Below are 26,207 nucleotides of genomic sequence, written 5' to 3'. Positions count from 1 at the left end.
AAGATCACGGCCGCGATGACCGAGTTGCGCCAGCCTGGCAAGGGCTCCTCGTTGCTGGTGGGGATACTCCTGGTGACAACCCTGGCGATGTCTGCGGCCAACCTGCTGTTACCGGCAGATTCGCCGCTGTATGTCAGTACCTACACCATTACCCTGATGGGGAAGTACCTGTGCTTTGCGATGCTCGCCATGGCGGTGGACATCATCTGGGGATACTGCGGGATTCTGAGCCTCGGCCACGGGGCTTTTTTCGCGCTCGGCGGTTACGGCATGGGCATGTACCTGATGCGGCAGATTGGCGACCGCGGTGTCTATGGCAATCCGGATCTTCCGGATTTTATGGTGTTTCTGAACTGGCAGGAGTTGCCCTGGTACTGGTTCGGTATGGATCAGTTCTGGTTCGCGATATTGATGGCGATGGCTATTCCCGGCCTGTTGGCATTTATTTTTGGCTGGCTGGCATTTCGCTCACGGGTGACCGGTGTTTACCTGTCGATCATGACCCAGGCGCTGACCTATGCTTTGATGCTGGCATTTTTCCGCAATGAAATGGGCTTTGGTGGCAACAACGGACTGACGGATTTCAAGGATATTCTCGGCTTTGATTTACAGGCGGACAGTACCCGCGTGGCACTGCTGCTGATTACTACCTTGCTGTTGGTGATCGCCTTTATCAGTAGTCGCGCCATCGTACAGTCGCGCCTCGGCCGGGTGATTGTGGCAGTGCGGGATGCCGAGGCGCGCGCGCGCTTTCTGGGTTACCGTACCGAACACTACAAGGTATGGCTGTTTGTTTACTCCGCACTGATCGCGGCAGTGGCCGGCATCTTGTATGTCCCACAGGTAGGTATTATCAACCCCGGTGAATTTGCTCCACTGAATTCCATCGAAGTGGTGGTGTGGGTGGCCGTCGGAGGCCGCGGTACCTTGTACGGTGCCATTGTCGGTGCCCTGCTGGTGAATTACGCCAAAACCCGCTTTACCGCCATCATGCCGGACGGCTGGCTGTTCGCGCTCGGCGCTTTGTTTGTCATCGTTACCGTATACCTGCCAAAGGGGCTGGCAGGTTTGTTGCAGCGTTTTTCCTCTACTCAAACCCCGCAACCTACGCGGGATAAAACGCACGCTGACAGCAGCCGCGAAGTGAGCGGCGGAGAGGTGAACGCATGACGAGTTTGAATCAATTCGCAGGCCAGGCGCGCGAACTGTTGCGTCGGGATACCGCCTGGCCGTTTCTGGTACCGCGTCGGCGCGCGCCTGATGTGTCGAAAAACGTGATTCTGTATCTGGAAGACCTGAACGTCAGTTTCGACGGATTCAAGGCGCTGAACGATCTCACCCTGTATGTAAACGACGGTGAGCTACGCTGCCTGATCGGCGCCAATGGCGCCGGTAAAACCACCTTGATGGATGTGATTACCGGAAAGACCCAGTGCGACAGCGGCAGCGCCTGGTTCGGCCAGAACATCGACCTGCTGGCTCACGACGAAGCGGAGATTGCGCAGCTGGGGATCGGGCGGAAATTCCAGAAGCCCACGGTATTTGAAGCGCACACGGTTTTCCACAACCTGGAGTTGTCCCTGCAGGGCAGCAAGGGTGTGTGGAGCGCACTCACCGCGAGTCTCTCCGGCAGCGAGCGCGACCGGATCGATGAAGTGCTGAATATTATCGGGCTGGAAAATGCCCGCCACCAGTTGGCCGGTGCGCTTTCCCATGGCCAGAAGCAGTGGCTGGAAATTGGCATGTTGCTGGCCGCCGAACCGCGCCTGTTGCTGGTGGACGAGCCGGTGGCGGGAATGACCGCGGAAGAAACCGAGCGTACCGCAGAGTTACTGACGTCCCTTGCCGGTAAACATACGGTGATTGTGGTGGAACACGACATGGAATTTGTACGCAGTATTGCGCGCACGGTAACGGTATTGCACCAGGGTTCGGTACTGGCGGAGGGCACCATGGACCAAGTGCAGAACAACCGCGATGTCATCGAAGTGTATCTGGGGGAAGAGGCATGATCCGGATTGAAAAGCTCAACCAAAAATACGGTGGAACCCAGATCCTGTGGAATCTCGACCTGGATATCGAAGCGGGTTCCTGCACCTGCATCATGGGGCGCAATGGCGCCGGTAAGACCACTCTGCTCAAGTGTCTGATGGGGTTGTTGCCAGCCAGCACTGGCCGGATTCTGTATCAGGGTAAACCGATTGAGGGCAGCCCGGCACAGGCGCGGGCAAAAATGGGGATTGGCTATGTACCCCAGGGCAGGGACATATTCCCGCTGTTGACGGTGGAAGAAAACCTGCAGATCGGATTGCCGGCCCGCGGTGACGGCCTCAAAAAAATTCCCGAGCGGATTTTTGAATTGTTTCCCGTACTCAAGGATATGCTGCACCGCCGTGGCGGTGATCTTTCCGGTGGTCAGCAACAGCAGTTGGCGATAGGCCGCGCGCTGGTGATTGATCCGAAAGTACTGATACTGGATGAACCGAACGAGGGTATTCAGCCCAATATTGTTCGCCAGATCGGCGACGTCGTTACGCAACTCAATGAAGAGGACGGGATGACGGTAATCCTGGTGGAGCAGAAGCTGGGGTTTGCGCGTCGGGTGGGAAAAGAGTTTCGTTTGATGCAGAAAGGTTCAGTGGTTGCGGCGAACAAAATGTCGAATCTGGATGATGGTTTGATTCGCCAGTATCTGGCGGTCTAGGTAGGGTTTAGGAATAGCTTTCAGGGCCAGGGTTCAGGCCCTGGGTTTAGGCCCAGGTTTCAGACCCAGGGTTTAGGTGAAGACACGCAGGTAATTGCGATTACCGTAGTGATGAAACTCTTCCAGCGCACTGTAGGCAAGTTTGATTACATGGTCATCCTCGCTGTGCAGCGCTTTTTCCCGGATTGCTGTCTGCTGTTGCAAAATATTGTCGATTTCCTCCAGCGGAATGGGCTGAATTTTTTTGGGCCCGGTACTTAAATACGCAATCACCAGCCCCTGCCAGAAATAGCGCAGTGCACTCTCCTGATCTTCGCAGTAGGGCAGTATCAGTCGCAGTGCGTGGCAACCGGTGACGCCGTGGAGCAGGGTGAAATCCCTCGTGCCCAGGTAGGCATCGATGGCGACACGGGCAATGTCTTCGAGGCCCAAAAATTGCGGTTGGATTGGCGTCTGCAGCCAATCGGGCTGGCCGGTAACCGCCTGCATATGATCGGCGATATTGCCCGGGGCTACGGCAACCTCCGGGTATTTTTCCGCAACCCGGTGAATGATGGTTGCGGCTGTCTGCGGAGTGGTCTCACTGCTGCTACTCAGTTCGTGGTAGTCGAGGTTCCAGAAGGCCAGCCCCATGGCAATTTCTTCCAGGTGACGGGCGTCGATGCCGTAGGCGGTACGGATCAGGCCGTGGAAGGCGGCGGTGGCGATGGCAGGTAGTAGTGGCGGCAGCTCCTGTTGCAGGCACTTGGCGATTCCCAGCTGTCTAAGCTGCTGTTCGTAGTAATGCAATACACTGGGAAAAGCGTCGTCGCGGTTGCGGTAATCCGCGGGCTTTTCGATATCGTCAACGGGGCTGCATGGGCGCGGGTGCAGGTGCGGGGTACTGCGGCCGAACGCGTGTTTGAGTGGTTGCGGTCCTGCACTCAGCTTGTCCAGGGCGATCAGCACCATGGGCAGGTGATTGGCCAGGCGGTCACCGTAGTGTACGTGGTAGCGGCTGCCGGCTTCGAGCAGCTGTGCGCAGTCGCGGGTGATGCTCATCTTGTGCCCCCTCTGCTGGTCGCGTTTCCCGTCAGCGAACTTCGACCCTATCGCCCAAGTGTATGGTGGCCGGTATCTGGTTGGCAGATGCGGGTGCCAGGTTCATGCCAAAGTAAATTTGGCCGTCTTCCCAGCGGCGGTAGCTGGCCAGGGTGCGCAGGGGCTCTTTCTGTGCGCGTCCGGTAAACGGGTGCAGGCCGGGAATGCCGCAACGGGCACAGGGGTGGGTACAGTCGAACACTAGCGGGCCGTCGTGGGTGTGGATGATAAGGGTTTTCCAGCTGTCTTCGGCAAAGGGTTCACAACCACTGACTACCAGATTCGGACGAAAGCGCAGCATGGATACGGGCTCCGCGAGGCGACGGTTGAGATCGTCCAGGGATGCCTGGCTGATGACCAATAGTGGCGCGGCATCGGCGAAGCTTACCTGCCGGTCTTGCCGCGGGGCTTCCAAGGGGCGCTGGAATTCATCGCCCATGGCAACGAGACGCACTGGGGATTGCAGCTGTTCGCTGAGCCAGTGTGCGGCTTCGTCGCCGGCATCGCGGGCGCTGACCTCATCGTCCCATACGCGTACCACACGGGCGTTTGCATCGCTGTCTGGCTGGCGGATTTCGATGGCGACGCCTTCGGGGTTTTCCAGGCGCACTCCGCTGCTGGTCACGGTGGCTTTCAGTTGCGCCATGGGGCGCAGGCGGCGCTGGGTGACGAACTGATTATCGCCATCCACCAGCATCCAGCGGCGATCATTGACCGCGCCGAAGCGGTCCAGTGGCAGGGATTTGCATTTGTGTCCCTGCAGGGATTTAACCGGGAAATGGTAGAGCGCGGATATTTCCACGGATGGCTCCTTGATCCTGTGTCTGGAGCGGCAAGAGTAATGGTTAAAGGGGTAACAAAAAAGGCCCGCAGACGCGGGCCAGTAGTAAACCTGTGAGACAAGTTTAACGGAGATGAATTGGCATTCAGGGCTCGGACGGCTTGCCGAACTCCGGGAAGCCCTCTGCATTCCAGTGAATTGCTTTTACAAAGGTGTGGCGGTTCGGGTCCCACAGTGGGTCGCCGACAATTTCGGTGTAGGTGCGCGCATGGAAAACCAGGATGTCTTCGCTGCCATCTTCGGAGACGGTGAAACTGTTGTGCCCGGGTCCGTAAATGCCGCGCTGGTAATCGCTTTCCAATACGGGTTTGGGGGACTTTTCCCAGCTCGCCGGGTTCAGCACATCCGCGTTCTCATCTGCCCACAGCAGGCCCATGCAATAGTTGTGATTGGTGGCGCTGGCGGAATAGCCGATAAAAATACGGCCATTTTTCTTGATCACCGCGGGGCCTTCATTCACCAGGAACCCGATCACTTCCCAATCGTATTCCGGTTTGGTCAGTAATACCGCTTCACCCACGATGGAGGTGGGGCTGTCCATTTCGGCAATGTAGAGATTGGAGTTGCCGGCAATTCCCGGACCCTTCTGGGCCCATAAATAGTAGTGTTTGCCATGGTGTTCAAACACGGTGGCGTCGAGGCAGAAGGTGTCGATGCCGGAGTCTACCTGGCTGAGTTCCCAGGTTGCATTCATCGGGTCAGCATCGGTAGTGGTGAGGGCGTACATCCGGTGTTGAAAGAGGTCGTGTTTGATCTCCCGCGATGGCGCTGCGGCGAAGTAGATGGCCCATGTGGGGGCCTGGCCCTCGATGTGGACATGGTGGATTTCCGGGGCCCAGATCAGGTCGGAATAGGGACCGGTTTCGGGTTTGGTCCATACGGTAACTTTTTCGGCCTCGGCGAGGCCGGCGATGGTGCTGGCGCGGCGCAGCTCCAGGCGGTCGTATTCAGGAACTGAGGCGATAAAGTAATAAAACCCATCATTGTGCTTGTAAATAAATGGATCGGCGCGTTGCTCGATCAGTGGTTGCAGCAGGGGTTCTGCGGTTTTTTCTGGAATCACTTTGGTACTCCGGTACATCGCGTTTCGAGCGTTTGAATTTTTTCTGTGGCGGTGGCGCTACCGGGTACTGATTTGCAAGACACACCGTAAACCCATCCATGGGGGCTCTTCCGCGAGGTCCCTCTCGCGGAAGGTCTTGCAAACCAGTACCCGGTATCGCCACCTTCTCGGAAATTTTTAATTTCTTAACTGGTTGTGTTTTAAGTTGTTTTTCAGGTTGAAGCCGCAGGAGCTGGGTCCGGTTCGGCCTTGGTTGCGGGCTTCAATTCACCATTCTTTAGCGCGGTGTAGTATTCATCGGTAATCACAAATTTGCGCATCAGCAGCCCCAGAAGGAAGTGGAACAGGCCGGGGATAATGGTGAGCATTAAGGCGATACCGGTAAGAGTGAATTCGCTCTGGGTTTCTCCGGCTTCGTATCCGAAATAGGTGAGCAGCAAGCCGGTAATAAAGCCGGCGAGGCCGGCGCCGGCTTTCTGGCAGAAGGAAATTCCGCCGAAGGCGAGGCCGCTCACGCGTTGGCCGGTTTTGGCGTGACCGTAGTCGACGGCTTCGGCGATGGCAGACCAGAACACCGGAGCGTGCAGGTCAACGACGAAGGAAAGCAGAATGTAGAGCGCGAAGGCCAGTGCAATATCGCCGGGGGATACCGCGAAAAACATCAGGGCACTGAGAATGCCGACGAGCATTTGCGACCAGCTGAATAATTTAATTTTGCAGAAGCGCTTGGTGATCCAGGTGGAGGCGACCATGGAGACGATGGAGGCGGCGATACCGGCACTGGTGAACTGGGCGGCCAGGGATTCGTTGCCGCCGAGGTAGTAGATCGCGTAGTAGAAGGCCACGCCGCCGCGCAGTGCATAACCAATGGTGCCCAGGACGCAGGCGCCGGCAAGGATCAGCCACTGGTCATTTTTAACCAGCAACTTCAACTGTTGTCCGAGGGGCTGCTCATCCACCACGTGCTCGACACGTTCGCGGGTGGTGAAGAAGCACATCACCAGCAGCAGAACGCCCACCAGGGACATAAAACCCATGGCCAGCTGGTAGCCCTTGGCCATGTCGCCGCCGCCCCAGGATTGGGCCAGCACCGGCACCGAGGCCACGATGACGACGTTGGCAATCTTGGCAAAAAACATGCGGTAGCCGTTTGCCGACAGGCGCTCCTGCGGATCGCTGGTGAGCACGCCGATGTAGGAAATGTACGGGATGGCCACACCGGTAAACATGAGTGTGGCAAACAGGTAGGTGACGTAGGCCCACACCAGTTTCGCGTTGTAATCGAGGTTCGGGGTGGTGAACAGCAGGAAGACCGCGAAGCCATAGGGGATGGCGAGATACAGGAACCAGGGGCGGAAGCGGCCGTGACGGCCTTTGAATTTGTCCGTGAGCAATCCCATCAGCGGGTCGCTCAGGGCATCGACCAAACGCGCAGCGAGGAACAGTGTTCCAACATGCGCCGGTTTCAGGCCGAAGATGTCCGTATAAAAGTACTGCATGAAGTAGAACATGGCTGCGATCATCACGTTCACGGCCATATCGCCGGCACCGAAGCCGACTTTTTCCACCACAGACAACTTGCTCGACTGCTGCATGGTGCTTTCTCTCTTATTATCGATCGCTTGTCGTACCGGGGCTTTTATTGCGCTTGTCCGTACGTTTATTTTTTTTGGACGCCCTATTTATTGTCCTGAACCGGTGAGCGAAGTTCGTTTGGGCGCGACAGAATATATATATTATTGTAGTATTAAAGTCAAAGCGCAGGAGGGGTAAGGCCCCGGAACCGTGCATCGACTTTTAACTCGCCCGGAATAGGCGTACATTTCGCAGTCACGCTTCCGGAAACGGGCGCGAAACTTCTGTATCCTACCCGGCGGGAATGTACAAAAGCTGTGCGATCGTACCAGATGTTGTGCGATTCAGGTCGAAAATTAATCAGTCCGATTTTTTTACCGGTTGGTCCCGGGTAAGGCTGGTTGTTCCGCTGCATCAACGATTTCCGGAATCGGCGGCACCAGAAAAGGCAAGCATTATGGTTAAACAAGTCAGGGAAAACAGGCCGCGCAGCGTGCACGCCTGGGTCGCATACGAGCTGGGCACGCGCATCGTGACCGGTTATTACGAGCCCGGTGCCTATATTCCCAACGAGGCCACCATTGGCGAAGAGCTGAATGTATCCCGCACGGCATTGCGGGAAGCCTTCAAGATCCTCACGGCCAAGGGGCTGATTGAATCCCGTCCCAAGCTGGGTACCCGGGTACGCCCGCGGGAATTCTGGAATATGTTCGACTCCGAAGTGCTGCGCTGGTGTTTTGACTCCACCCCTTCACCGGAATTCCTGCGCTCCCTGTTTGAGGTGCGGGAAATGATCGAGCCCACCTCTGCCGCCCTGGCGGCCAAGCGTGCCACCGATGAGCAGATCGAGGCGATGGAGAAAGCCTACAAGGCGATGGAAACTGCCGAGCCGGGCACCGAAGAAGTGATTCTCACGGATATCGAATTCCATATGGCCATCCTGCGCGGAACCAATAACGAGTTTATGGTTTCCCTGGGGGAGTCGATCAAGACTGCGCTGATGGGGCTCTTCCGAATCAGTAGCTCCAAAGAGGCGGCCTATCAGGCGTCTTTGCCTGGCCACCACGCCGTGTTCCTCGGTATTCGCGATCGCGATCCGGAGCGTGCGCGTTTCGAAATGAAATCCCTGCTGTCCAAGTCGGTGCACAAGGCGCTGGATCACCTGGCAGAGGAAGAGGGAAATGCTGGAGCGGACGGCAAGGTAGATATTGCGGTGTAATTCCTTTGCTCCCCGGTGCATGCGAAATAAACAGGGCAGCTCATGGAGCTGCCCTGTTTATTTGCGAGACTGGTTCCCTTAAAGGGTTTTCACCTTGGGAATCACGCGTTCCACCACTTTCAGTGTGTTGCGCAGCGGGCGGCCAAAGGTTGGTGACTCGATTTCAAAGCGGTCGCCGGCCTGGGGCTGGATCCCGTCACCGAAGCTCAGGGTGGCGGTGCCGAAAAAGTGCACCTGCACATGCCCGGGGCGGCAGAAGTTGTTGTACTTGAAGTGGTGGTCTTCCAGGTTCTCGATGGTGTGGGACATATTGTCTTCACCGCTCACAAAGCTCTTTTCCCAGATAACTTCCTCGCCGCGCACAATGCGGGAGATCCCTTCAATATGCTTGGGCAGCTCACCCAGTAACAGCTCCGGGCCGAAGGAGCAGTGGCGCAGTTTGGAGTGGGCCAGGTAGAGGTAGTTCTGGCGCTCGGTCACATGGTCGGAGAGTTCATTGCCGATGGCGAAGCCGATGCGGCAGGGAGTACCGTTGGCGTCATTGATATAGATACCGGCAATTTCCGGTTCCTCACCGGCATCCAGGGCAAAGGATGGGCTGGGGATGGATGCCTCCGGCGGGATTACACAGTCGCCATCGCCCTTGTAGAACCACTCCGGCTGCACGCCGGTTTCGCCCGGCGCGGGTTTGCCACCTTCAACGCCCATCTTGAACATCTTCATGGTGTCGGTCATATCTTCCACCTTGCCGGTGGCATTCTGGGCGTGCATCGCGGCGCGGGTGTCCGCGCTGCCCAGATGGGTAAGCCCGGTTCCCGCTACCATCAGCTGGGTGGCCTGCGGGTGGTCGATGGGTGACAGCAGTCGGCTTTCATCGATGATCTGTTGGTAGTCCAGGCGAATATCGGACAGCAGTGAGCTGGCCAGAATTTCCAGGCCGGTGTTGCTTGCCAGTGCGCGCTGGGCCAGCTGGTATACGGTTTCGACATCCTTCAGCTGGTCGATGGTATTGCTGTCGACCACGGCGCCCACTGCGCGCTGGCCGGATTCGGTGGTGAACTGGATCAGTCTCATCGCTTTTTCTTCTCTATTAGCCTGCTGTTCGGGACCACCGGCATCTCTCTGCGTCCCTTTCAAGGCGCTGGTTAAGCGGCGCTGGCCAGGAGCTATACAGTGCCCGGTGGAGGGGGTATTTTCTGTGCAGCGCCGTGTAAAAAATGTTCTCTGTGACGCTGGTCATTATTAATATCATACAATATGATGTATCTCAATGAGCGCACTTAAAAGGTGCCACTTAGGCTTGCGATGACAGAAATCGGGGCAAGTTGATTCCGAAGCTTGTCCCGATTTTTAATAAGTCATACAATAATAGTTATGAGAGAATAAATGGGGTTCAATAATAATGGCCAGTGATAAGAAGAAGACGGTCCTGCGGTCGGCCAATTGGTTCGGTACCCGTGACAAAAACGGTTTCATGTACCGCAGTTGGATGAAGAACCAGGGCATCCCCGAGCATCATTTTGAGGGCAAGCCGGTTATCGGTATCTGCAACACCTGGTCCGAGCTGACCCCGTGTAATGCCCACTTCCGCAAAATTGCCGAGCACGTCAAAAAGGGCGTGATCGAAGCCGGCGGCGTGCCGGTAGAATTTCCGGTATTTTCCAACGGTGAATCCAACCTGCGTCCCACCGCCATGTTTACCCGCAACCTGGCGGCCATGGATACGGAAGAGGCTATCCGTGGCAACCCGCTTGATGCGGTTGTGCTGCTGGTGGGTTGCGACAAAACCACTCCGGCCCTGCTGATGGGTGCCGCCAGCTGCAATCTGCCCACTATCGTGGTTACCGGCGGCCCCATGTTGAACGGCAAACACAAGGGCAAGGACGTAGGTTCCGGTACCCTGGTGTGGCAGGCCCACGAAGAGTACAAGGCCGGCAATATTTCCCTGCACGAATTCCTGAGCGCCGAGGCGAGCATGTCCCGCTCTGCGGGTACCTGTAACACCATGGGTACCGCGTCCACCATGGCGTGTATGGCGGAGTCCCTCGGCACCAGCCTGCCGCACAATGCCGCGATTCCCGCAGTGGATTCCCGCCGCTATGTGCTGGCGCACCTGTCTGGCATGCGCATTGTTGATATGGTGCATGAGGACCTGACCCTGTCCAAGGTGCTGACCAAAGACGCCTTTATCAATGCGATTCGCACCAATGCCGCCATCGGTGGCTCTACCAACGCGGTTATCCACCTCAAGGCCATTGCCGGTCGCATGGGCGTGGACCTGAATCTGGACGACTGGAAAGAAGGGCGCGAAGTGCCGACCCTGGTCAACCTGCAGCCGTCCGGCAAATACCTGATGGAAGAGTTCTATTACGCGGGAGGCCTGCCGGCTGTGTTGCGCCGCCTGGGTGAATCCGGTGCCTTAAATAAGGACTGCCTGACCGTCAATGGCAAGACCATTGGCGAGAACGTGGAAGATGCACCCTGTTACAACGACGATGTCATTCGCCCGCTGGACAACCCGCTGGTAGAAAATGGCGGTATCTGTGTGTTGCGCGGCAACCTGGCGCCGCGCGGTGCCGTGTTGAAGCCATCGGCGGCAAGTCCCGAGCTGATGAACCACCGCGGCCGCGCGGTGGTGTTCGAAGACTTCGAGCACTACAAGTCCCGCGTGGTTGACCCGGATCTGGATATCGATGAAACCTGCGTGATGGTGCTGAAAAATTGTGGTCCCAAGGGATATCCGGGGATGGCGGAAGTGGGCAACATGGGCCTGCCGCCCAAGGTATTGAAAAAGGGCATCAAGGACATGGTGCGTATTTCCGACGCGCGCATGAGTGGCACTGCCTTTGGTACCGTAGTGTTGCACACGGCCCCGGAAGCCATGGAGTTTGGCCCGCTGGCGGCGGTGCAGGATGGTGACATGATTCACCTGGATGCGCACAATGGAGTGCTGCACCTGGAAGTATCCGATGAAGAAATTGCCGCGCGCCTGGAAAAACTGAAAGCCAATCGCGTGATCGCCACTACCAGTGGTTATGAGGCCATGTACCGCAATCATGTGATGCAGGCCGACGAAGGTTGTGACTTCGATTTTCTGGTGGGCTGCCGCGGTTCAGAAGTACCGCCGCACTCTCACTAACCGGAAGCGCTGTACACGCCAGATAGATTTTCTACAGGTAACCATTAATCCGGTTTATCACGTTTGACTCCCGGCGCCCTTCGGGGCGCCTTTTTTCACTCAGGCGTACCGGCCCTACCTGTCGACCGGATTCGGTTGAATCCATGCGATCCACTCCGCAGAGAGTGGGCGCAGTAATGACAACGAATAATGCATAAAGCGAGCGAGTGATGACGCTGACCAATCAATATCCGAGCCTTAATGGCAAAACCGTATTTGTTTCCGGCGGCGGTTCCGGCATTGGCGCCAGCCTGGTGGAGTCTTTTTTCCAGCAGGGTGCCAAAGTTGCCTTTGTGGATATTCAGGAAGACGTATCCTCCGCGCTGGTCGAGCGCCTGCGCAACGAAAGTGCGGCAGGCGAAGTGCGCTTTTACCCCTGCGACCTCACCGATATCAACCGCCTGCAATCGGTCATCGCGCAGGCGGCGGAAGAGCTGGGCCCCATCTCGGTACTTATCAATAACGCCGCCAATGACACGCGCCACGATTTTCGTGAGGTAACTCCGGAACAGTGGGACAAGTGTCTCGCCGTCAATATGCGCCACCACTTCTTTGCGGCGCAGGCGGTATATCCCTATATGAAAGCACTGGGAGCGGGTTCCATCATCAACCTCGGTTCCATGAGCTGGCACGCTGGTCAGGGTGGCATGCCCGGCTATACCAGTGCCAAGGCATCCATCGAAGGCCTGACCCGTGGTTTGGCCCGCGACATGGGGCCGGACCGTATCCGCGTGAATTGCCTGGTGCCCGGTTGGGTGATGACTGAAAAGCAACTGGCCGAGCGGGTCGATGACGCTGCACGCGAAGCCATCGACAAGGGCCAGAGTGTAAAAGACCCACTGATGCCGGAGAGCATCAGTGCCATGGCCCTGTTCCTGGCTTCCGACGATGCCTCTATGTGCACCGCACAGAATTTCATCGTCGACGGCGGCTGGATTTAAAAACTTAGGAGAAACCAATGACGATTACCGGAAAACAACTTATTGCAGGCAACTGGGTTGACGGTCGTGCCGGATCATTTCATGGCGTAAACCCGGCCACCGGTGAAAACCTGGCACCGGCGATCAGCTCCGCGGATGAGTTCCAGGTAACCGAAGCGGTGAATGCCGCCAGCGCCTGCGCCACGGAATTTGCCAATCTGGCACCAGCCAAGCGCGCGGCATTCCTCAACGCCTGCGCCGACGAAATCATGAACCTGGGCGATGAGCTGCTGGAGCGTGTCTCTGCAGAGACCGGCTACCCGCTGGCCCGCGCCCAGGGCGAGCGCGGCCGTACCTGCGGCCAGCTGCGCCTGTTTGCAGACTGGATTGTAAAAGGTGAATACCTGGATGCGCGCATCGATACCGCGATGCCGGATCGTGAACCGCTGCCGCGCCCGGACCTGCGTTCCTTCAATCAGGCACTGGGACCGGTGGCGGTCTTCGGTGCGAGCAATTTCCCGCTGGCGTTCTCCGTCGCCGGTGGGGACACCGCGGCGGCATTTGCCGCCGGTTGTCCGGTGATTGTAAAAGGTCACAACTCCCACCCGGGCACCAGCGAGCTGGTAGCCCAAGCGATTGATAAGGCCGTAAAAAGCACCGGCATGCCTGCGGGTATTTTCTCTCTGATCATGGGTTCCGGGCGCCGCGTGGGTGCCGAGCTGGTAAAGGCGCCGGGGGTAAAAGCGGTCGGCTTTACCGGTTCCCTGCAGGGCGGTATGGCGCTGTTCAACCTGGCCAACGCACGCCCGGAACCGATTCCTGTGTTTGCGGAAATGGGCAGTATCAATCCGGTCGTACTCTTGCCTGAGGCACTGGAAGAAAAAGCGGAAACCATCGCCGAAGGCTTTGTCGGATCCCTGACCCTGGGTACCGGTCAGTTCTGCGTGAACCCGGGGCTGGTACTGGCAGTGGAAGGTGCAGGTCTGGATCGCTTTATCGCGGCCACCAGCGATGCGCTGGCCAAGGTCGACGCTGGTGTGATGTTGAATGAAAATACCCTGGCGGGATACCAGAGCGGTGTTGCCCGCCTGCGCGATCAACAGGGCGTGGAACAGGTTGGTTGTGGTGAAGCCGCTGGTGATGATAAAGGATTCACTTGCCAGGCGGGTCTGTTGACCGTGGATGGCAAGAACTTCCTCGCCAACAAAGAGCTGCAGGAAGAAGTCTTTGGCCCCATGTCTCTGGTAGTGAAGTGTCGCGATCGCAGCGAACTACTACAGGCAATTGCTTCCCTGCAGGGCCAGCTGACCGGAACTCTGCAGTGCACCGAATCCGAGCTCGCGGGGTACGGCGATCTGGTCGAAATCCTGCGGCAGAAAGTCGGCCGTGTGGTTTGCAACAACTTCCCTACGGGTGTGGAAGTGTGTCATTCCATGATGCACGGTGGTCCTTTCCCTGCGGCTACCGATGCGCGCTTCACTTCCGTGGGCACCATGTCCATCGCGCGCTTTGTGCGCCCGATCTGCTTCCAGAACTATCCGGAAGCACTGCTCCCGGAAGCCCTGAAAAACGCCAATCCGCTCAACATTGCGCGGCTGGTAAATGGTGAAAAAAGCAGTGATGCAATCTGAACTGAACATGCCCAGCGGGATAGTCGCCTCTGAGCTGCCCATCGGCAGCGGTAATCGACCGCTGCAGTTGATTACGCTGGAGAACAGTCGTGGTACCCGGGTCACCTTGTGTGACCTCGGTGCCAGCCTGTATTCCATCCACACCAAAGACCGCTATGGCCACAGCGATAATATCCTGCTGACCTACGCCGATCCTCAGCACTGGCTGGAGAACGATGGCTACCTTGGTGTGACTGCGGGTCGGGTTGCCAACCGCATTGGCGGTGCGCGTTTTGAACTGGGTGGTGAGACTTTCCTGCTGCCGGCCAACGATGGTGAAAACCATTTGCACGGTGGCCCGGAGGGTTTGCATAGCAAGCGTTGGCAGCTGGTGCAAAGTGAATCTTCAGCACGTTTCCAGGCGGTGACATTTCGCTGTGTTAGCGCAGACGGTGAGGGTGGATATCCGGGTAATCTGGATATTGAGCTGACGTATTGTCTGGATGAGGATGATGCTCTGACCCTGGAGTTTCGTGCGGTAACCGATGCGGAAACGCCGGTGGCGTTGACCAATCACTGTTACTGGAATCTGGCAGGGCGTGACGGAATCCTCGAGCATGAGCTGGAGATCTACGCTGACCAGCTGCTGCGCCTGAACGATCAGCTGATTCCTACTGGTGAGTTGCTCGAGGTTGCGGATACACCGGTGGATTTCCGCAAGCGCAAGCAAATTGGCCGTGATATCGAGTGGTGGCCGGGTGGTTACGATAATTTCTGGGTGGTGGATGAGACCGCGGACAAGGCTCTGAAGCCGATTGCATCTCTGGTACATCCGTCGTCCGGGCGTGCGGTAAAAATTTTCTCCAGCGAGGCTGGGGTCCAGTTTTACAGCGGAAATTTCCTGGATGGCAGCCGCAATCGCGATGACGGCTCCCCCATGAAGCAGTATGCGGGATTGTGTTTGGAAACCCACGGTTTCCCGGATGCGCCTAATCACAGTAATTTCCCTTCTGTAATTTTGAAGAAGGGTGAGCAGTACCGGCAGACAACGAGTTACCAGTTTTCTGCGGAATAAACTCTTTCTTCGTAGTGGAATTTTTGCTGCGAAGGCTTCGGTTCGGCAGGGGTATCCGGGACTGTCTGCGAGAGGGACCTCGCAGACAAGCCCCCAGGGATGGGTTTACGGCGTGTCCCGGATACCCCTGCCGGACTGGAGCCGCCACTAGTGGTTATTCCTTGCCAAGTAAATGCTGCAGGGTAGCGACTAGCTGGCCGTAGTGGCGCCCCCGTCGCCGGGAAGCGGTTCACGAGACACGCCGTGAACCCATCCATGGGGGCTCGACTGCGGCCATCCAGGCCGCAGACGGTCTCGTGAACCGCTTCCCGGCAACGGGAGCTTCGCGTCTGAGTATCGAGTGTTCGTTCACAAAGATGAGTGGACCTACAAAGGGAGCCAAGCTCCCAACAATAAATATAAACAATCCAAAGTGATGAGGAGTCCGCTATGAAGATCTCTCGAATCCTGTCTGGCGCTTTTGCCCTGGCCCTGTGTGCCAGCCAGAGTGCACTCGCAACCACCATCGGTTTTTCCCAGGTCGGCTCGGAAAGTGGCTGGCGCACCAGCTTCAGCGAGTCGGTCAAAGCGGAAGCGGAAAAGCGTGGTATCACCCTGAAGTTCTCCGATGCCCAGCAAAAGCAGGAAAACCAGATCAAGGCGGTGCGCAGTTTTATTGCCCAAGGGGTCGATGCGATCATGATTGCCCCGGTGGTGGAGACGGGCTGGAAGCCGGTATTGCGCGAAGCTAAACGCGCGCGGATTCCGGTGGTAATTCTCGACCGCAATATCGATGTGAATAACCAATCTCTGTTTCTTACCCGTATTGCATCGAACTTTGTTGAAGAAGGCCGTCGTGCGGCGCAGTGGTTGATGGATGAAACCGGCGGTAACTGCAAAATTCTCGAGCTGCAGGGCACTGTGGGTGCTACCGCGGCGATTGATCGAATGAAGGGTTTTAATGAGGTGATCGCCGATTACCCCAACGCGGAAATCGTACGCAGCCAGACCGGTGAATTTACCCGTACCAAGGGTAAAGAGGTAATGGAAGCCATGCTCAAGGCGGAGAACAGCGGCAAGGATATTTGTGCGCTCTGGTCCCACAACGACGAGATGGCCATCGGTGCCATTCAGGCGATCAGGGAAGCGGGGCTGAAGCCGGGCAAGGATATGCTGGTGGTTTCTGTGGACGGTGTGCCGGATTATTTCAAGGCGATGGCGGATGGCGATGCCAATGCCACGGTGGAGCTGAACCCGCACCTGGGAGCGCCGGCGTTTGATGTGATTGAGGCCTACCTGAAGGGCGATCGCAAGGTGGAGAAACTGATTACCACCACCGGTGACCTGTTTACCCAGGAAACCGCCGCTGCAGAATACGCGAAGCGCTCAAAATAATAGAACTAGACGCGATAGCCGGCAGGTAAACACCATGACGTTGTTAAGTCTGAGTAAGGTCGAGAAGCGCTACCCGGGGGTTAAAGCCCTGGACGGCGTGGATTTCCAGTTGCGCGAGGGCGAGGTCCACGCGCTGCTGGGGGAGAACGGGGCTGGGAAGTCCACGCTGGTAAAAGTGATGACCGGTGCGCTGCAAGGTGACGGTGGCAGCATGGCCTATCTGGGTGAACCGCTAAAGCTGAAGAGTACCGCGCACGCGCAAGCCGTGGGTATCAGCACGGTTTACCAGGAGGTCAACCTGTTGCCCAATCTTACGGTGGCACAGAACCTGTACCTGGGGCGTGAGCCGAAAAAGTTCGGGTTGATCGACTGGAAGCGGATCAATCGTCAGTCAAAAGAAGTACTGAAGCGCTTTGACCTGGATATTGACGTTACCCGGCCGCTATCGACGTTTTCTGTTGCGATTCAGCAACTGATTGCCATCGCTCGCGGTGTGGATATGTCGGCGAAGGTGCTGGTGCTGGATGAGCCCACCGCGAGTCTCGACGCGGAGGAATGCGAGAAGCTATTTTCCGTGATGCGCGAGTTGAAGGCCAAGGGCATCGGCATTGTGTTTATTACCCACTTTCTCGATCAGGTATACGCGGTGTGCGATCGCATCACTGTGTTGCGCAACGGCCAGCTGGTTGGGGAGTTCGAAGCTGTTCACTTACCCCGCAGTGCGCTGGTGGGGCATATGCTCGGTAAGGAGCTGCAGGCGGAAACCAAAGTTCAGGCTAGGGAGGTACAGTCGGGAGACGTGCAGGCTAAAGAGCAGCGGGAACAAAAAGCGCTCTCGGAAACGTTACTGGAACTGGACGAAGTTGCGGTACGTGGTTCTCTGCACCCCACCTCCCTGACGGTACGTCGCGGCGAGGCGGTGGGCCTAGCGGGCTTGCTCGGCTCCGGGCGTTCAGAAGTCTGCCGTGCGGTCTTCGGTGTGGATAAAACCACCGGCGGTAAACTGACCTTCAAAAACTCGCAGCAAAACTTTTCACAACCCGCGGAAGCCATTGTTCAGGGGTTGGCGTTGTGCCCGGAAGACCGCAAGACCAGCGGTATCGTTGGCCCGCTATCTATTCGCGAAAATATCGCGTTGGCACTACAAGCGCGACGGGGCTGGTGGCGTCCGATGAACCGTGCCGAGCAGCAGGCGCTGGCGGAGCGGTTTATCGCCGAGCTACAAATTGCGACACCGGATGCGGAAAAGCCCATTGAACAGTTGAGTGGCGGCAATCAGCAGAAAGTGATTCTCGCCCGCTGGCTGGCCACCAATCCGAAATTGCTGGTGCTGGACGAGCCTACGCGTGGCGTCGACATAGGTGCACACGCAGAAATTCTCAAGCTGATCAAAAAATTCTGCGGCGACGGCATGTCTCTGTTGGTGACCTCTTCCGAGCTGGATGAGCTGGTGGCTTTTTCCGATCGTGTTGCGGTAATGCGTGACCGCCGCAAGGTGGCGGAGATCGAGGGCGACGACATTACCGAAGGCAATATCATGCAGGCGATTGCGGAGGCGTAACGTGAGTAATCTACAAACGATCGCGGGCCAGGCGAGTGCCCCGGAAAAAGTCACACTGCCCAAGCTTAACGGCCGCTATGTATGGCCGATGCTGGGGCTCCTCTGCCTGCTGGCCATCAACTTGGTCATGGCTCCGGAATTTTTTCATATCGAAATCCAGGATGGACGCCTGTACGGCAGCCTGATCGATGTACTGAATCGCAGTGCACCGGTGGCGCTGCTGGCGATTGGCATGACCCTGGTGATTGCCACCGGCGGCATCGATCTGTCTGTTGGTGCGACCATGGCCATTGCCGGCGCAGTGTGCGCCAACCTGATTGTGGGTGGTGTGGATAACATTCTGTTGTTGATGGCGGCCGGTCTTGCCGCGGGCCTGGTAGCGGGTGCGGTCAACGGTGGGCTGGTGAGCTATATGGGGATTCAGCCGATCGTGGCAACCTTGATCCTGATGGTGGCCGGGCGCGGTATTGCGCAGCTGGTCAACGCGGGCCAGATCGTGACCTTCCAGAACGATGCCTTTGCGTTTCTCGGCACGGGCGCTTTCCTAGGCCTGCCGTTCCCGATCGTACTTGTACTGATTGTGTTTGCGCTGGTGCAATTGCTGATGCGTAAAACCGCACTGGGTTTGTTCGTGGAAAGTGTGGGTTGTAATGCCGGAGCCAGCTATTACCTGGGGATCAATCAGCGCGCGGTAAAAATGATGGTTTACTGCATTGCCGGTGTCTGTGCGGCACTGGCGGGTATGATCGCCGCGGCCGATATCCAGGGTGCAGATGCCAACAACGCAGGCCTGTGGCTGGAGCTGGATGCGATTCTCGCCGTTGTGATTGGCGGTGCATCGCTGATGGGCGGGCGCTTTTCCATTCTGTTGTCCCTTGTCGGGGTGCTGGTGATCCAGTGCCTCAGCACCACCATCATCATGAGTGGTCTGCCGGCAAAGTTTAATCTGTTGATCAAAGCCTTGGTGGTGATCTTTGTGCTGCTGCTGCAGTCGCCGCTGTTTCAGCAGCAGATGGCTGCGCTTGTTGCATCCTTCAGAAAAAACAAACACGCAGGGGCGCAGGTATGATTCAGTCTCTCGCCAATTCCAGATTCACCGCACTGTATGTGACCAGCGCTCTGTTTGTGCTGTTGTTCCTCGCGGGTGCTTTGCAGTTCGACGGATTCGGTAGCACCCGGGTGGTGGCCAATCTGTTTTCCGATAACGCCTTTCTGGTCATTACGGCCATCGGCATGACGTTTGTGATCATCTCCGGTGGTATCGACCTGTCGGTGGGGGCAGTGATCGCCCTGACGGGTGTGGTGTGCGGGCTTTTGATCGGCGAACTGCAGTGGCACCCGCTGATCGTATTCCCGATGGTGCTGCTGGGTGGTGGCCTGTTTGGCGCTTCCATGGGCGCGCTGATCCACTACTACAAACTGCAGCCGTTTATTGTCACGTTGGCGGGCATGTTCCTGGCCCGTGGTCTCGCGACGACCTTGAGTGAAGAGTCCATCCCGATTGAGCACCCATTTTATGACGCAGTGGCCGATTTCGGTCTGCTTCTGCCCGGCGGTGCCTGGGTTGGGGCATCCACACTGATCCTGTTTATGGTACTGATTGCGGCCATCGTGCTGGCGCATTTCAGTCGCCTCGGTGGCTTTATCTATGCACTGGGAGGCAGCGCCCAGTCCGCTCAGCTGATGGGCGTGCCGGTTGCCCGAACCACTATCAGTATCTACGCGATCAGTGGATTCCTGTCTGCTCTTGGTGGAATCGTCTACTCCTTTTACACATTCTCAGGATATTCTCTGGCCGCCGTCGGTATGGAGCTGGATGCCATTGCGGCGGTGGTGATTGGTGGTACCCTGTTGACCGGCGGATCCGGCTATGTGGTAGGCACCCTGATCGGTGTGCTGATCATGGGGGTTATCCAGACGTATATCTCCTTTGATGGCACCCTGAACAGTTGGTGGACCAAGATCGTGATCGGCCTGCTGCTGTTTGCTTTCATCGGTATGCAGCGACTGCTCACCCGGCGGCAGGCTGCAGCGGCACACTAATTGCTACCCATAGACGATAAAAAATCAGGCAATACGGAATAAGAGAGGGCGCTCATGCTCGAAGTACAGCGCATTGACGCGATCGAAGTCGGCAATACCCTGGGTGAAGGGGTGCTGTGGAACCACAAAGAGCAGAGTGTCTGGTGGACCGATATCCACGAGTGCAAACTCTATCGCCTGTCCTGGCCCGGCCGTGAACTGGAGGTATTCGATACCCCGGAGCGCCTGTGTGCCTTTGCCTTTACCGACCGTGAAAACTGTATTGTCGCCGCGTTTGAAACCGGCTTCGCCCTGTTTGATTACCGACAGGGCAAGATCCTGTGGCAGAAAACCCTGCTGGAAAAGGGCAGTGGCCTGCGCTTCAACGACGGCAAGATTGATCGGCAGGGGCGTTTCTGGGCGGGTACCATGGCGGAAGATGGCCGTGAAGACGCTGCAGGTGTCCTCTACTGTCTCGAGGCCAATGGTGTGGTCAGCCAGCAGGAAAGCAATATCTTTATTTCCAATGGCTGCTGCTGGGATGTGAACTCCAGCCACTTCTATTTTGCCGACTCTCCGCGCCGCAGTATTTACCGTTACAAGTTCGATGCCCGCCGCGGCGATATCGGTCAGCGTGAGCTGTTTGCGCGCACCATGTTCGGCATTTATCCAGATGGTGCCACCGTGGACTCAGAGGGTTATCTCTGGTCCGCCCAGTGGCGCGGTGCGCGAATCCAGCGCTATTCCCTAGACGGCAAGTTGGCCGGGGCTATTCCGGTGCCGGTGAGCCAGCCGACCTGCGTTACCTTCGGCGGTCCGAATCTGGACCTGATGTTTGTCACCACGGCAAAAGAATCTCTGAACGAGTGGACCCTTGATCGGGAGTGGCAGGCGGGTAACCTGTTTGTGTTCAAAACGCCGTTCAAAGGCGTGATGGGCTTCCGCTTCAATACCGCACAGCTGCTGGATAAACTTGAGCAACCGGTACCATCAGAAGAGTTAGCTCCGGCCTGAATTCATCCGGCCAGAGCGATCAATAAAAAACCCCGGGCAGGGTGACCTGCCCGGGGTTTTTTATGTGCGCCGCTGCTATTCATTCATCTATTCACTATTCTCCGTCGCGCGCAGCAGACGCACACCGTAAATTCCTCCGGCCACGGAGTTTTCCGCCGCTTCAAAGCGCAACTCGATGTGCCCCTGGTTTGCCTGTTCCAATACCTCGCTGGGCACCGGGTAATCCATACTGAAAAAAGCATCCCCGTGGCTGCCATCCAGTGTTACCTGCGCGATCTCCACCGCGTTGGCGAGGATCCGGAAACTGCGTCCATTATCGAGCCCGAAGTAGGTAATGCGCAGTGTCTGTGCTTCCTGGTTGGGATCATTCAAACGGTAGCTGAACCAGTCGCTGGCATGTCGCCAGTGGCGACCGCGGTGGACGCCCGCTTCGGTACCGGCGCCGGCAAAAAAGTGATCCGCTTCCGGTTGCTGCTCGCCGGGCGCCACCTTGTCGATGGTCTGGCGCATCAGTGCCAGCCGTGCGCGGTCTTCCGCTTCACGCTGTTGTTGTTTGGCTGCCAGGTTTTGCGGCGTACTGTAAGGCCAGTAAATACTGTAGCGGGACTCGTGCACTCGGAAAAAAGGAATCAGCTCCAGCCCCGTACCGGCATCGGGGTTTAGCGCGGGAAGTTCGGCGCGGGCGATATTCTTCCCCAGTGCCGGGATATCTGCGGTACGCAGGCTATCCGGCGCGGCAAAGCGCAGCTGGTCTCCGGGCAAGCGCCGCAGCCCGAGCGCGAAATCGCGGTCCTCGCTCACAAAGGTGGGTGTCATTTCCTGCGGGCACATGGGGCCACGGGCGATATGCCCCATACGACTGTCGTCGGCGAGAAAATTGAGTTGCTCGCCGACAAAAGGCTGGGTTTTTGCTGCCAGTACAACAGGCCCGTAAGTCAGTGCGTAATAGTCGGATTTATCCGGAAGCTGTTCCGCTTGCGGGTGCATCGGCAGCTTGACTTCAATACGGTCACCATCGTTCCAGTGGCGCGCCAGGGTGACATAACTGCCTGGCTTCTCTTGTACCGAAACGTTTTCGCCATTGATTGCAATAGCGAGGCTACCTTCATCGACCCAGGTGGGGTAGCGCAGTTTCAGGCGGAAACTGCCGCTGCCGGTGACGGTGAGCGTGGTGGTTTCCGTATCCGGGATGGTGTTTTCCTGGCGGATCTGGATACCTTTTTCATCCCAGTTCAGGGTCGAGGGAATGAACAGGTTTACGAACAGGTCGTCGCCGCGATGGGCGTAAATCATCTCGCCGTATTTGCTGTGGTTTTCGATCCCTGAGCCCACGCAGCACCACATGGCCTCCTCGGGCTGGGAGTACATACGATAGTGGTTGGGGCGCATGGGGGTGAAATACACCAGGCCACCGGTGTCCGGGTTTTGTGATGACAGAATATGGTTGTAGAGCGCGCGCTCGTAATAGCGGATATAGCGGGTTTGTGGATCGCCCAGTTCCGCATAACCCAATTCTTGATTATTCAGGTACAACAATTGCGTCAGCTTCAGCATGTTGTAGGTGTTGCAGGTTTCCGGCCCTTCCACATCTTCCACCATGGGCGCGAAGTCATCGGTGGGGTGGAAGTGCTCGCGCACGCTGTTGCCACCAATGGCCACAGTGCGGTGTGTTACCACTTCATTCCAGAAATATGCAGCGGCGTCCTGCCATTTTTTATCCTGTGCCAGATCGCCCACACGCTTGTAGCCGATGACTTTGGGGATCTGGGTGTTGGCGTGCAGGCCGGTGAGCTTATCCTGCTGCCGTTCCAGTGGATCGAGAATTTCGCGGTGTGACAGGCGCTTGGCTATTTCCAGGTATTTTTTGTCACCGGTAATTTCCGCGACATCGGCGTAGACTTCATTCAGGCCACCGTGCTCACTTTTCAGGATCTGTTGTAGCTGTGCATCCGACAGATTCGCGATCAGTTCAGCCCCCCAATCGGACAGGGCGATCAGCATTTCCAGGGCTTGCTGGCTGTCTGCGTATCGATACGCATCCCGCAAGCCGGCGTAGACCTTGTGGATATTGTAGAGCGGGACCCACTTTTCATTCAGGGTAAACAGATCGGAGCGGATATTGCCCGCGGCCAGGTCATTCCACATGGCTTTGCCGCCGGGCACGCCACTTAAATAGCCGTTGCCATTTTTATCCTGTGCGCGCTTCAGCTCGTCGAGCATATAGTCGAGGCGCTGCTTGACCTCACTATTGCCGGTAGCGGCCCAGGCCAGACTCAACGCGGTTATGTAGTGGCCACCAATATGGCCATCGAGGCCGGTATTTTCCCAGTTACGGTAGTTTTCTGCTTTGGGCGCGAGACCCGCCTCCTTGAGGTAGGGCGCGAGCAGCCGGTCCGGATCCATTGCCAGTATGTACTGGATGTTGGTGTCCTGGGCGTGCTGGAAAGGGCTTGCCAGCAGGCGAACCTGGTCGAGCGGGAACACTTCCAGTTCGCCGGGTTCTTGCTTGCTGGCGCATCCGCTTAGGGCAAGGCTACTGATTGCGAGGCTTAAGATTATTTTTTTCATCGCCATTCTGGTGCTTTTATTCTGAATCGGTGAGAACTACTTAACTTTGAATCCCTGGTACTTATCCAGCTCCGCGGGATCTACGTGCGGCCATAAATCATCATCCCAGGTAATATCCATGATCTTGAGTTTCTGCAGGCCGTTGTCCGCTGACTCATAGGCGTGGAGTACCAGATAATCCTTGCCATCAAAGGTGTAGGCACTGTTGTGTCCAAGCCCCGGCCAGCGTTTATTCCCGGAAAGCAGTGGTGTGCCACCACCGTTCGCCATATCCACGCCGTCTTTATCCAGGTAAGGCCCGGTGACCGATTTCGAGCGGCCGACTGCCAGCCGGTAAGTACTGTCATCGCCCTTGCAGCAGAGCCCGCGTGAGATAAACAGGTAGTAGTAACCGTTTTTCTCAAAAATAAACGGTGCCTCCAGCTCTTCCGAACCGGCCTTGTCCACCGGCTGGTATTTTTGCCGGTCGCCGCGGGCGATGGTGTGCCACTCTTGCGGTTCTGCCAGCCTGGTGAGCGAGCTGTCCAGCTTCACCAGTTTCAATCCCTCCCAGAAAGACCCGAAGCTCATCCAGGGGGTGCCGTCTTTATCGAAAATGATGGCCGGGTCAATGGCATTCCAGTGGTCGCGGTGCGGGATTGATTGCACAACAATGCCCTGGTCCTGCCAGCCATACGCCGGGGAACTGGGGTCGAGAGTCGGGGAGGTGGTCACGCCTATGGCAGAGGTATTTTTGCCGAAGGCGGAAACCGAGTAGTAGAGGTAGAAGCGATCATCGTGCTCGATGATGTCCGGTGCCCAGAGGTGGCCATTGAAGGTGGGTGATACGCCCTTCGCCCAGTCGGGCTCTGTGTCAAAGGCGCGACCGGAATAGGTCCAGTGCTGCCTGTCCGGTGAGCGGTAGATGGTAATGCCTGGACCAGTGCTGAACAGGTAGTAACTGTCGCCTTCCTGGATCATTACCGGGTCGTGCACGTCGATCTGGCGCTGCGCCCGGGCATCGCTGTCGGCGCAGGCGGCAAGGGGAAGGCTGAGGCAGGCAGCGGCGAGCGCGACCGGGCGCCGCAGTACTGCGGGAAGTCGGAACATATCGGCTTCTCTTTATGGCTATTGTGCTTCTCTCATCCACACAAGCCCGTCGAATTATGGTGCTTAACGGGGTTGTTAGGGTATTAGTAGTATAATAATATTGTTTGTAGCGCGGCAACTGCCCTGAATTCCGCAAATAGCGCTACGGAAAATAGCAGTATCGGAAATAGCAGCCCCGCGAATAAAGACAAGACTACAACGATAACGAAAGCAGCGATGAACTTCCCAAGCCTGTTCCCCCGGGTGTTGGCCTGCGCCTGTCTCTGGCTTTCCGCCAGCGTGGCCGCAGCACCGCCGACCCAGAACGATATGTCCCTGCACGATATGTCCCTGCAGGGACACATACCTTCGCCCCTGGTGGCGCGCCGGGCCGATCCCTGGGTTATTCGCCGCGATGGTTTCTATTACTTTATTGCCACGGTTCCGGAATACGACCGCATCGAGCTGCGCCGCGCCGAGACCATTGCCGGCCTGGCCGAAGCCGATGCCGAAGTGATCTGGCGCAAGCATGCCGCAGGCCCCATGAGCGCACATATCTGGGCGCCAGAACTCCACTATATCGACGATGCCTGGATCATTTATTTTGCCGCCGGTGAGGCAGAAGATCCGTGGAAAATCCGCATGTACGCCCTGCGCAACAGCGCCGCCAACCCGTTGCTGGGGGATTGGCAGGAGATGGGGCAAATGGCGACGCCGGTGGACAGCTTTTCACTGGATGCCACCAGCTTTACCCACCGCGGTAAACGCTACCTGGTCTGGGCCCAGTACGATGTGAAAGACGACCTGGGCTCGCAGTTGCTGATGGCGGAAATGGTGTCAGCCACCGAAATTCGCCCGCCGGCCATCACCCTGTCGACGCCGACCTTTGATTGGGAGACCCGGGGGCACAAGGTGAATGAAGGTCCGGCGGTGCTGAAAAAGAATGGCCGGGTGTTCATCAGCTATTCCGCCAGCGCCACCGATGCCAACTATGCCATGGGCCTGTTGTGGGCCGATGAAGGTGCGGACCTGATGAATCCCCGGAGCTGGAACAAGTCACCACAGCCGGTGTTTTACACCAGTGCAGAGCGCAAGCGCTTCGGCCCGGGGCACAACAGTTTTACGGTGGCTGAAGATGGCGTAACAGATCTAGTGGTGTACCACGCGCGGGATTACCGGAATATCCAGGGTAACCCCCTGCTGGATGGTAACCGCGCGACCCGGGTGCGGGTCCTGCACTGGGATGCTTCGGGTATGCCGGAGTTCCGCCAGCAGGCTGCAGACTGAACACCGTATTTTTTCGCGAATTGTCATTATAAAAATAGAAGTGAGAGA

At 57.2% G+C, this 26,207-nt stretch carries 21 protein-coding genes; 14 read left to right on the top strand and 7 right to left on the bottom strand.

The window, feature by feature from the left end:
• Window positions 1-15: 15 nt before the first annotated feature.
• The 3 genes from urtC to urtE are packed head-to-tail and all read left to right on the top strand — an operon-like array spanning window position 16 to window position 2,704.
• A complete protein-coding gene (gene urtC / locus M0G74_RS03510; RefSeq protein WP_348983690.1) occupies window positions 16-1,170 on the top strand; it encodes an urea ABC transporter permease subunit UrtC in 1,155 nt (384 codons plus the stop codon).
• Window positions 1,167-2,012, top strand: coding sequence for an urea ABC transporter ATP-binding protein UrtD (urtD, locus tag M0G74_RS03505; protein ID WP_248214646.1), 846 nt, complete (start codon window positions 1,167-1,169; stop codon window positions 2,010-2,012). The genes urtC and urtD overlap by 4 nt, the downstream gene beginning before the upstream one ends.
• Complete coding sequence (urtE, locus tag M0G74_RS03500; RefSeq protein ID WP_248214623.1) at window positions 2,009-2,704, top strand: urea ABC transporter ATP-binding subunit UrtE; 696 nt, start codon at window positions 2,009-2,011, stop codon at window positions 2,702-2,704. The genes urtD and urtE overlap by 4 nt, the downstream gene beginning before the upstream one ends.
• A 72-nt stretch (window positions 2,705-2,776) precedes the next feature.
• Here the strand turns inward: urtE and M0G74_RS03495 are convergent, their stop codons facing one another.
• The 4 genes from M0G74_RS03495 to M0G74_RS03480 form a co-directional block, all read right to left on the bottom strand.
• Window positions 2,777-3,745, bottom strand: coding sequence for a questin oxidase family protein (locus tag M0G74_RS03495; protein WP_248214609.1), 969 nt, complete (start codon window positions 3,743-3,745; stop codon window positions 2,777-2,779).
• A gap of 31 nt (window positions 3,746-3,776) precedes the next feature.
• Window positions 3,777-4,586, bottom strand: coding sequence for an MOSC N-terminal beta barrel domain-containing protein (locus M0G74_RS03490; RefSeq protein WP_248214605.1), 810 nt, complete (start codon window positions 4,584-4,586; stop codon window positions 3,777-3,779).
• Window positions 4,587-4,710: 124 nt separating this feature from the next.
• Window positions 4,711-5,688: a family 43 glycosylhydrolase gene (locus tag M0G74_RS03485; protein WP_248214602.1), complete on the bottom strand. Its 978-nt coding sequence runs from the start codon at window positions 5,686-5,688 to the stop codon at window positions 4,711-4,713.
• A gap of 212 nt (window positions 5,689-5,900) precedes the next feature.
• Window positions 5,901-7,283: an MFS transporter gene (locus M0G74_RS03480; protein WP_248214599.1), complete on the bottom strand. Its 1,383-nt coding sequence runs from the start codon at window positions 7,281-7,283 to the stop codon at window positions 5,901-5,903.
• Between the two features lie 437 nt (window positions 7,284-7,720).
• Here M0G74_RS03480 and M0G74_RS03475 point away from each other — a divergent pair, with 437 nt between their 5' ends.
• Complete coding sequence (locus M0G74_RS03475) at window positions 7,721-8,482, top strand: FadR/GntR family transcriptional regulator (RefSeq protein ID WP_160152433.1); 762 nt, start codon at window positions 7,721-7,723, stop codon at window positions 8,480-8,482.
• A gap of 78 nt (window positions 8,483-8,560) precedes the next feature.
• On the opposite strand, the gene araD1 is transcribed toward M0G74_RS03475, so the two are convergent.
• Window positions 8,561-9,556: an AraD1 family protein gene (araD1, locus tag M0G74_RS03470; RefSeq protein WP_248214596.1), complete on the bottom strand. Its 996-nt coding sequence runs from the start codon at window positions 9,554-9,556 to the stop codon at window positions 8,561-8,563.
• 328 nt (window positions 9,557-9,884) lie between these two features.
• Between araD1 and M0G74_RS03465 the strand changes: the two genes are divergently transcribed.
• The 9 genes from M0G74_RS03465 (at window position 9,885) to M0G74_RS03425 (ending at window position 21,236) form a co-directional block, all read left to right on the top strand.
• Entirely contained in the window at window positions 9,885-11,621 is a 1,737-nt protein-coding gene (locus M0G74_RS03465; RefSeq protein WP_248214593.1) for an IlvD/Edd family dehydratase, read from the top strand.
• Between the two features lie 209 nt (window positions 11,622-11,830).
• Window positions 11,831-12,601: an SDR family oxidoreductase gene (locus tag M0G74_RS03460; protein WP_160152436.1), complete on the top strand. Its 771-nt coding sequence runs from the start codon at window positions 11,831-11,833 to the stop codon at window positions 12,599-12,601.
• Window positions 12,602-12,618: 17 nt separating this feature from the next.
• A complete protein-coding gene (locus M0G74_RS03455; protein ID WP_248214592.1) occupies window positions 12,619-14,211 on the top strand; it encodes an aldehyde dehydrogenase (NADP(+)) in 1,593 nt (530 codons plus the stop codon).
• Complete coding sequence (locus tag M0G74_RS03450; RefSeq protein ID WP_248215304.1) at window positions 14,201-15,265, top strand: aldose epimerase family protein; 1,065 nt, start codon at window positions 14,201-14,203, stop codon at window positions 15,263-15,265. Before M0G74_RS03455 ends, M0G74_RS03450 begins: the two co-directional genes overlap by 11 nt.
• Window positions 15,266-15,694: 429 nt before the next feature.
• Window positions 15,695-16,639 (top strand): ABC transporter substrate-binding protein, encoded by a 945-nt coding sequence (locus M0G74_RS03445; protein ID WP_248214589.1) that lies wholly within the window; start codon window positions 15,695-15,697, stop codon window positions 16,637-16,639.
• Window positions 16,640-16,673: 34 nt separating this feature from the next.
• The gene (locus M0G74_RS03440; RefSeq protein WP_248214585.1) at window positions 16,674-18,200 is read left to right on the top strand and encodes a sugar ABC transporter ATP-binding protein; all 1,527 of its coding nucleotides are present in this window, start codon (window positions 16,674-16,676) and stop codon (window positions 18,198-18,200) included.
• Window position 18,201: 1 nt separating this feature from the next.
• The gene (locus M0G74_RS03435) at window positions 18,202-19,269 is read left to right on the top strand and encodes an ABC transporter permease (RefSeq protein WP_248214583.1); all 1,068 of its coding nucleotides are present in this window, start codon (window positions 18,202-18,204) and stop codon (window positions 19,267-19,269) included.
• The gene (gene yjfF / locus M0G74_RS03430) at window positions 19,266-20,243 is read left to right on the top strand and encodes a galactofuranose ABC transporter, permease protein YjfF (RefSeq protein WP_248214580.1); all 978 of its coding nucleotides are present in this window, start codon (window positions 19,266-19,268) and stop codon (window positions 20,241-20,243) included. The genes M0G74_RS03435 and yjfF overlap by 4 nt, the downstream gene beginning before the upstream one ends.
• A 54-nt stretch (window positions 20,244-20,297) precedes the next feature.
• Window positions 20,298-21,236, top strand: coding sequence for an SMP-30/gluconolactonase/LRE family protein (locus tag M0G74_RS03425; RefSeq protein ID WP_248214576.1), 939 nt, complete (start codon window positions 20,298-20,300; stop codon window positions 21,234-21,236).
• 87 nt (window positions 21,237-21,323) lie between these two features.
• On the opposite strand, the gene M0G74_RS03420 is transcribed toward M0G74_RS03425, so the two are convergent.
• Both M0G74_RS03420 and M0G74_RS03415 read right to left on the bottom strand, forming a co-directional pair.
• Complete coding sequence (locus M0G74_RS03420; protein ID WP_248214574.1) at window positions 21,324-23,804, bottom strand: glycoside hydrolase family 127 protein; 2,481 nt, start codon at window positions 23,802-23,804, stop codon at window positions 21,324-21,326.
• A gap of 36 nt (window positions 23,805-23,840) precedes the next feature.
• Window positions 23,841-24,893: an arabinan endo-1,5-alpha-L-arabinosidase gene (locus M0G74_RS03415; RefSeq protein ID WP_248214569.1), complete on the bottom strand. Its 1,053-nt coding sequence runs from the start codon at window positions 24,891-24,893 to the stop codon at window positions 23,841-23,843.
• A gap of 216 nt (window positions 24,894-25,109) precedes the next feature.
• Here M0G74_RS03415 and M0G74_RS03410 point away from each other — a divergent pair, with 216 nt between their 5' ends.
• Window positions 25,110-26,159: a glycoside hydrolase family 43 protein gene (locus tag M0G74_RS03410; RefSeq protein WP_248214564.1), complete on the top strand. Its 1,050-nt coding sequence runs from the start codon at window positions 25,110-25,112 to the stop codon at window positions 26,157-26,159.
• Window positions 26,160-26,207 lie beyond the last annotated feature (48 nt).

This window comes from Microbulbifer sp. CAU 1566, assembly GCF_023156515.1.
Taxonomy (GTDB): Bacteria; Pseudomonadota; Gammaproteobacteria; order Pseudomonadales; family Cellvibrionaceae; genus Microbulbifer.
This window is presented reverse-complemented; position numbering and strand designations above follow the sequence as displayed.

What these genes read in the sequence shown, in the direction of transcription:
- urtC (WP_348983690.1), top strand. Translation starts at nt 16, where the DNA reads ATGACCGAGTTGCGCCAGCCTGGCAAGGGCTCCTCGTTGCTGGTGGGG.
- urtD (WP_248214646.1), top strand. Translation starts at nt 1,167, where the DNA reads ATGACGAGTTTGAATCAATTCGCAGGCCAGGCGCGCGAACTGTTGCGT.
- urtE (WP_248214623.1), top strand. Translation starts at nt 2,009, where the DNA reads ATGATCCGGATTGAAAAGCTCAACCAAAAATACGGTGGAACCCAGATC.
- M0G74_RS03495 (WP_248214609.1), bottom strand. Translation starts at nt 3,745, where the DNA reads ATGAGCATCACCCGCGACTGCGCACAGCTGCTCGAAGCCGGCAGCCGC.
- M0G74_RS03480 (WP_248214599.1), bottom strand. Translation starts at nt 7,283, where the DNA reads ATGCAGCAGTCGAGCAAGTTGTCTGTGGTGGAAAAAGTCGGCTTCGGT.
- M0G74_RS03475 (WP_160152433.1), top strand. Translation starts at nt 7,721, where the DNA reads ATGGTTAAACAAGTCAGGGAAAACAGGCCGCGCAGCGTGCACGCCTGG.
- araD1 (WP_248214596.1), bottom strand. Translation starts at nt 9,556, where the DNA reads ATGAGACTGATCCAGTTCACCACCGAATCCGGCCAGCGCGCAGTGGGC.
- M0G74_RS03465 (WP_248214593.1), top strand. Translation starts at nt 9,885, where the DNA reads ATGGCCAGTGATAAGAAGAAGACGGTCCTGCGGTCGGCCAATTGGTTC.
- M0G74_RS03460 (WP_160152436.1), top strand. Translation starts at nt 11,831, where the DNA reads ATGACGCTGACCAATCAATATCCGAGCCTTAATGGCAAAACCGTATTT.
- M0G74_RS03455 (WP_248214592.1), top strand. Translation starts at nt 12,619, where the DNA reads ATGACGATTACCGGAAAACAACTTATTGCAGGCAACTGGGTTGACGGT.
- M0G74_RS03450 (WP_248215304.1), top strand. Translation starts at nt 14,201, where the DNA reads ATGCAATCTGAACTGAACATGCCCAGCGGGATAGTCGCCTCTGAGCTG.
- M0G74_RS03445 (WP_248214589.1), top strand. Translation starts at nt 15,695, where the DNA reads ATGAAGATCTCTCGAATCCTGTCTGGCGCTTTTGCCCTGGCCCTGTGT.
- M0G74_RS03440 (WP_248214585.1), top strand. Translation starts at nt 16,674, where the DNA reads ATGACGTTGTTAAGTCTGAGTAAGGTCGAGAAGCGCTACCCGGGGGTT.
- yjfF (WP_248214580.1), top strand. Translation starts at nt 19,266, where the DNA reads ATGATTCAGTCTCTCGCCAATTCCAGATTCACCGCACTGTATGTGACC.
- M0G74_RS03425 (WP_248214576.1), top strand. Translation starts at nt 20,298, where the DNA reads ATGCTCGAAGTACAGCGCATTGACGCGATCGAAGTCGGCAATACCCTG.
- M0G74_RS03420 (WP_248214574.1), bottom strand. Translation starts at nt 23,804, where the DNA reads ATGAAAAAAATAATCTTAAGCCTCGCAATCAGTAGCCTTGCCCTAAGC.
- M0G74_RS03415 (WP_248214569.1), bottom strand. Translation starts at nt 24,893, where the DNA reads ATGTTCCGACTTCCCGCAGTACTGCGGCGCCCGGTCGCGCTCGCCGCT.
- M0G74_RS03410 (WP_248214564.1), top strand. Translation starts at nt 25,110, where the DNA reads ATGAACTTCCCAAGCCTGTTCCCCCGGGTGTTGGCCTGCGCCTGTCTC.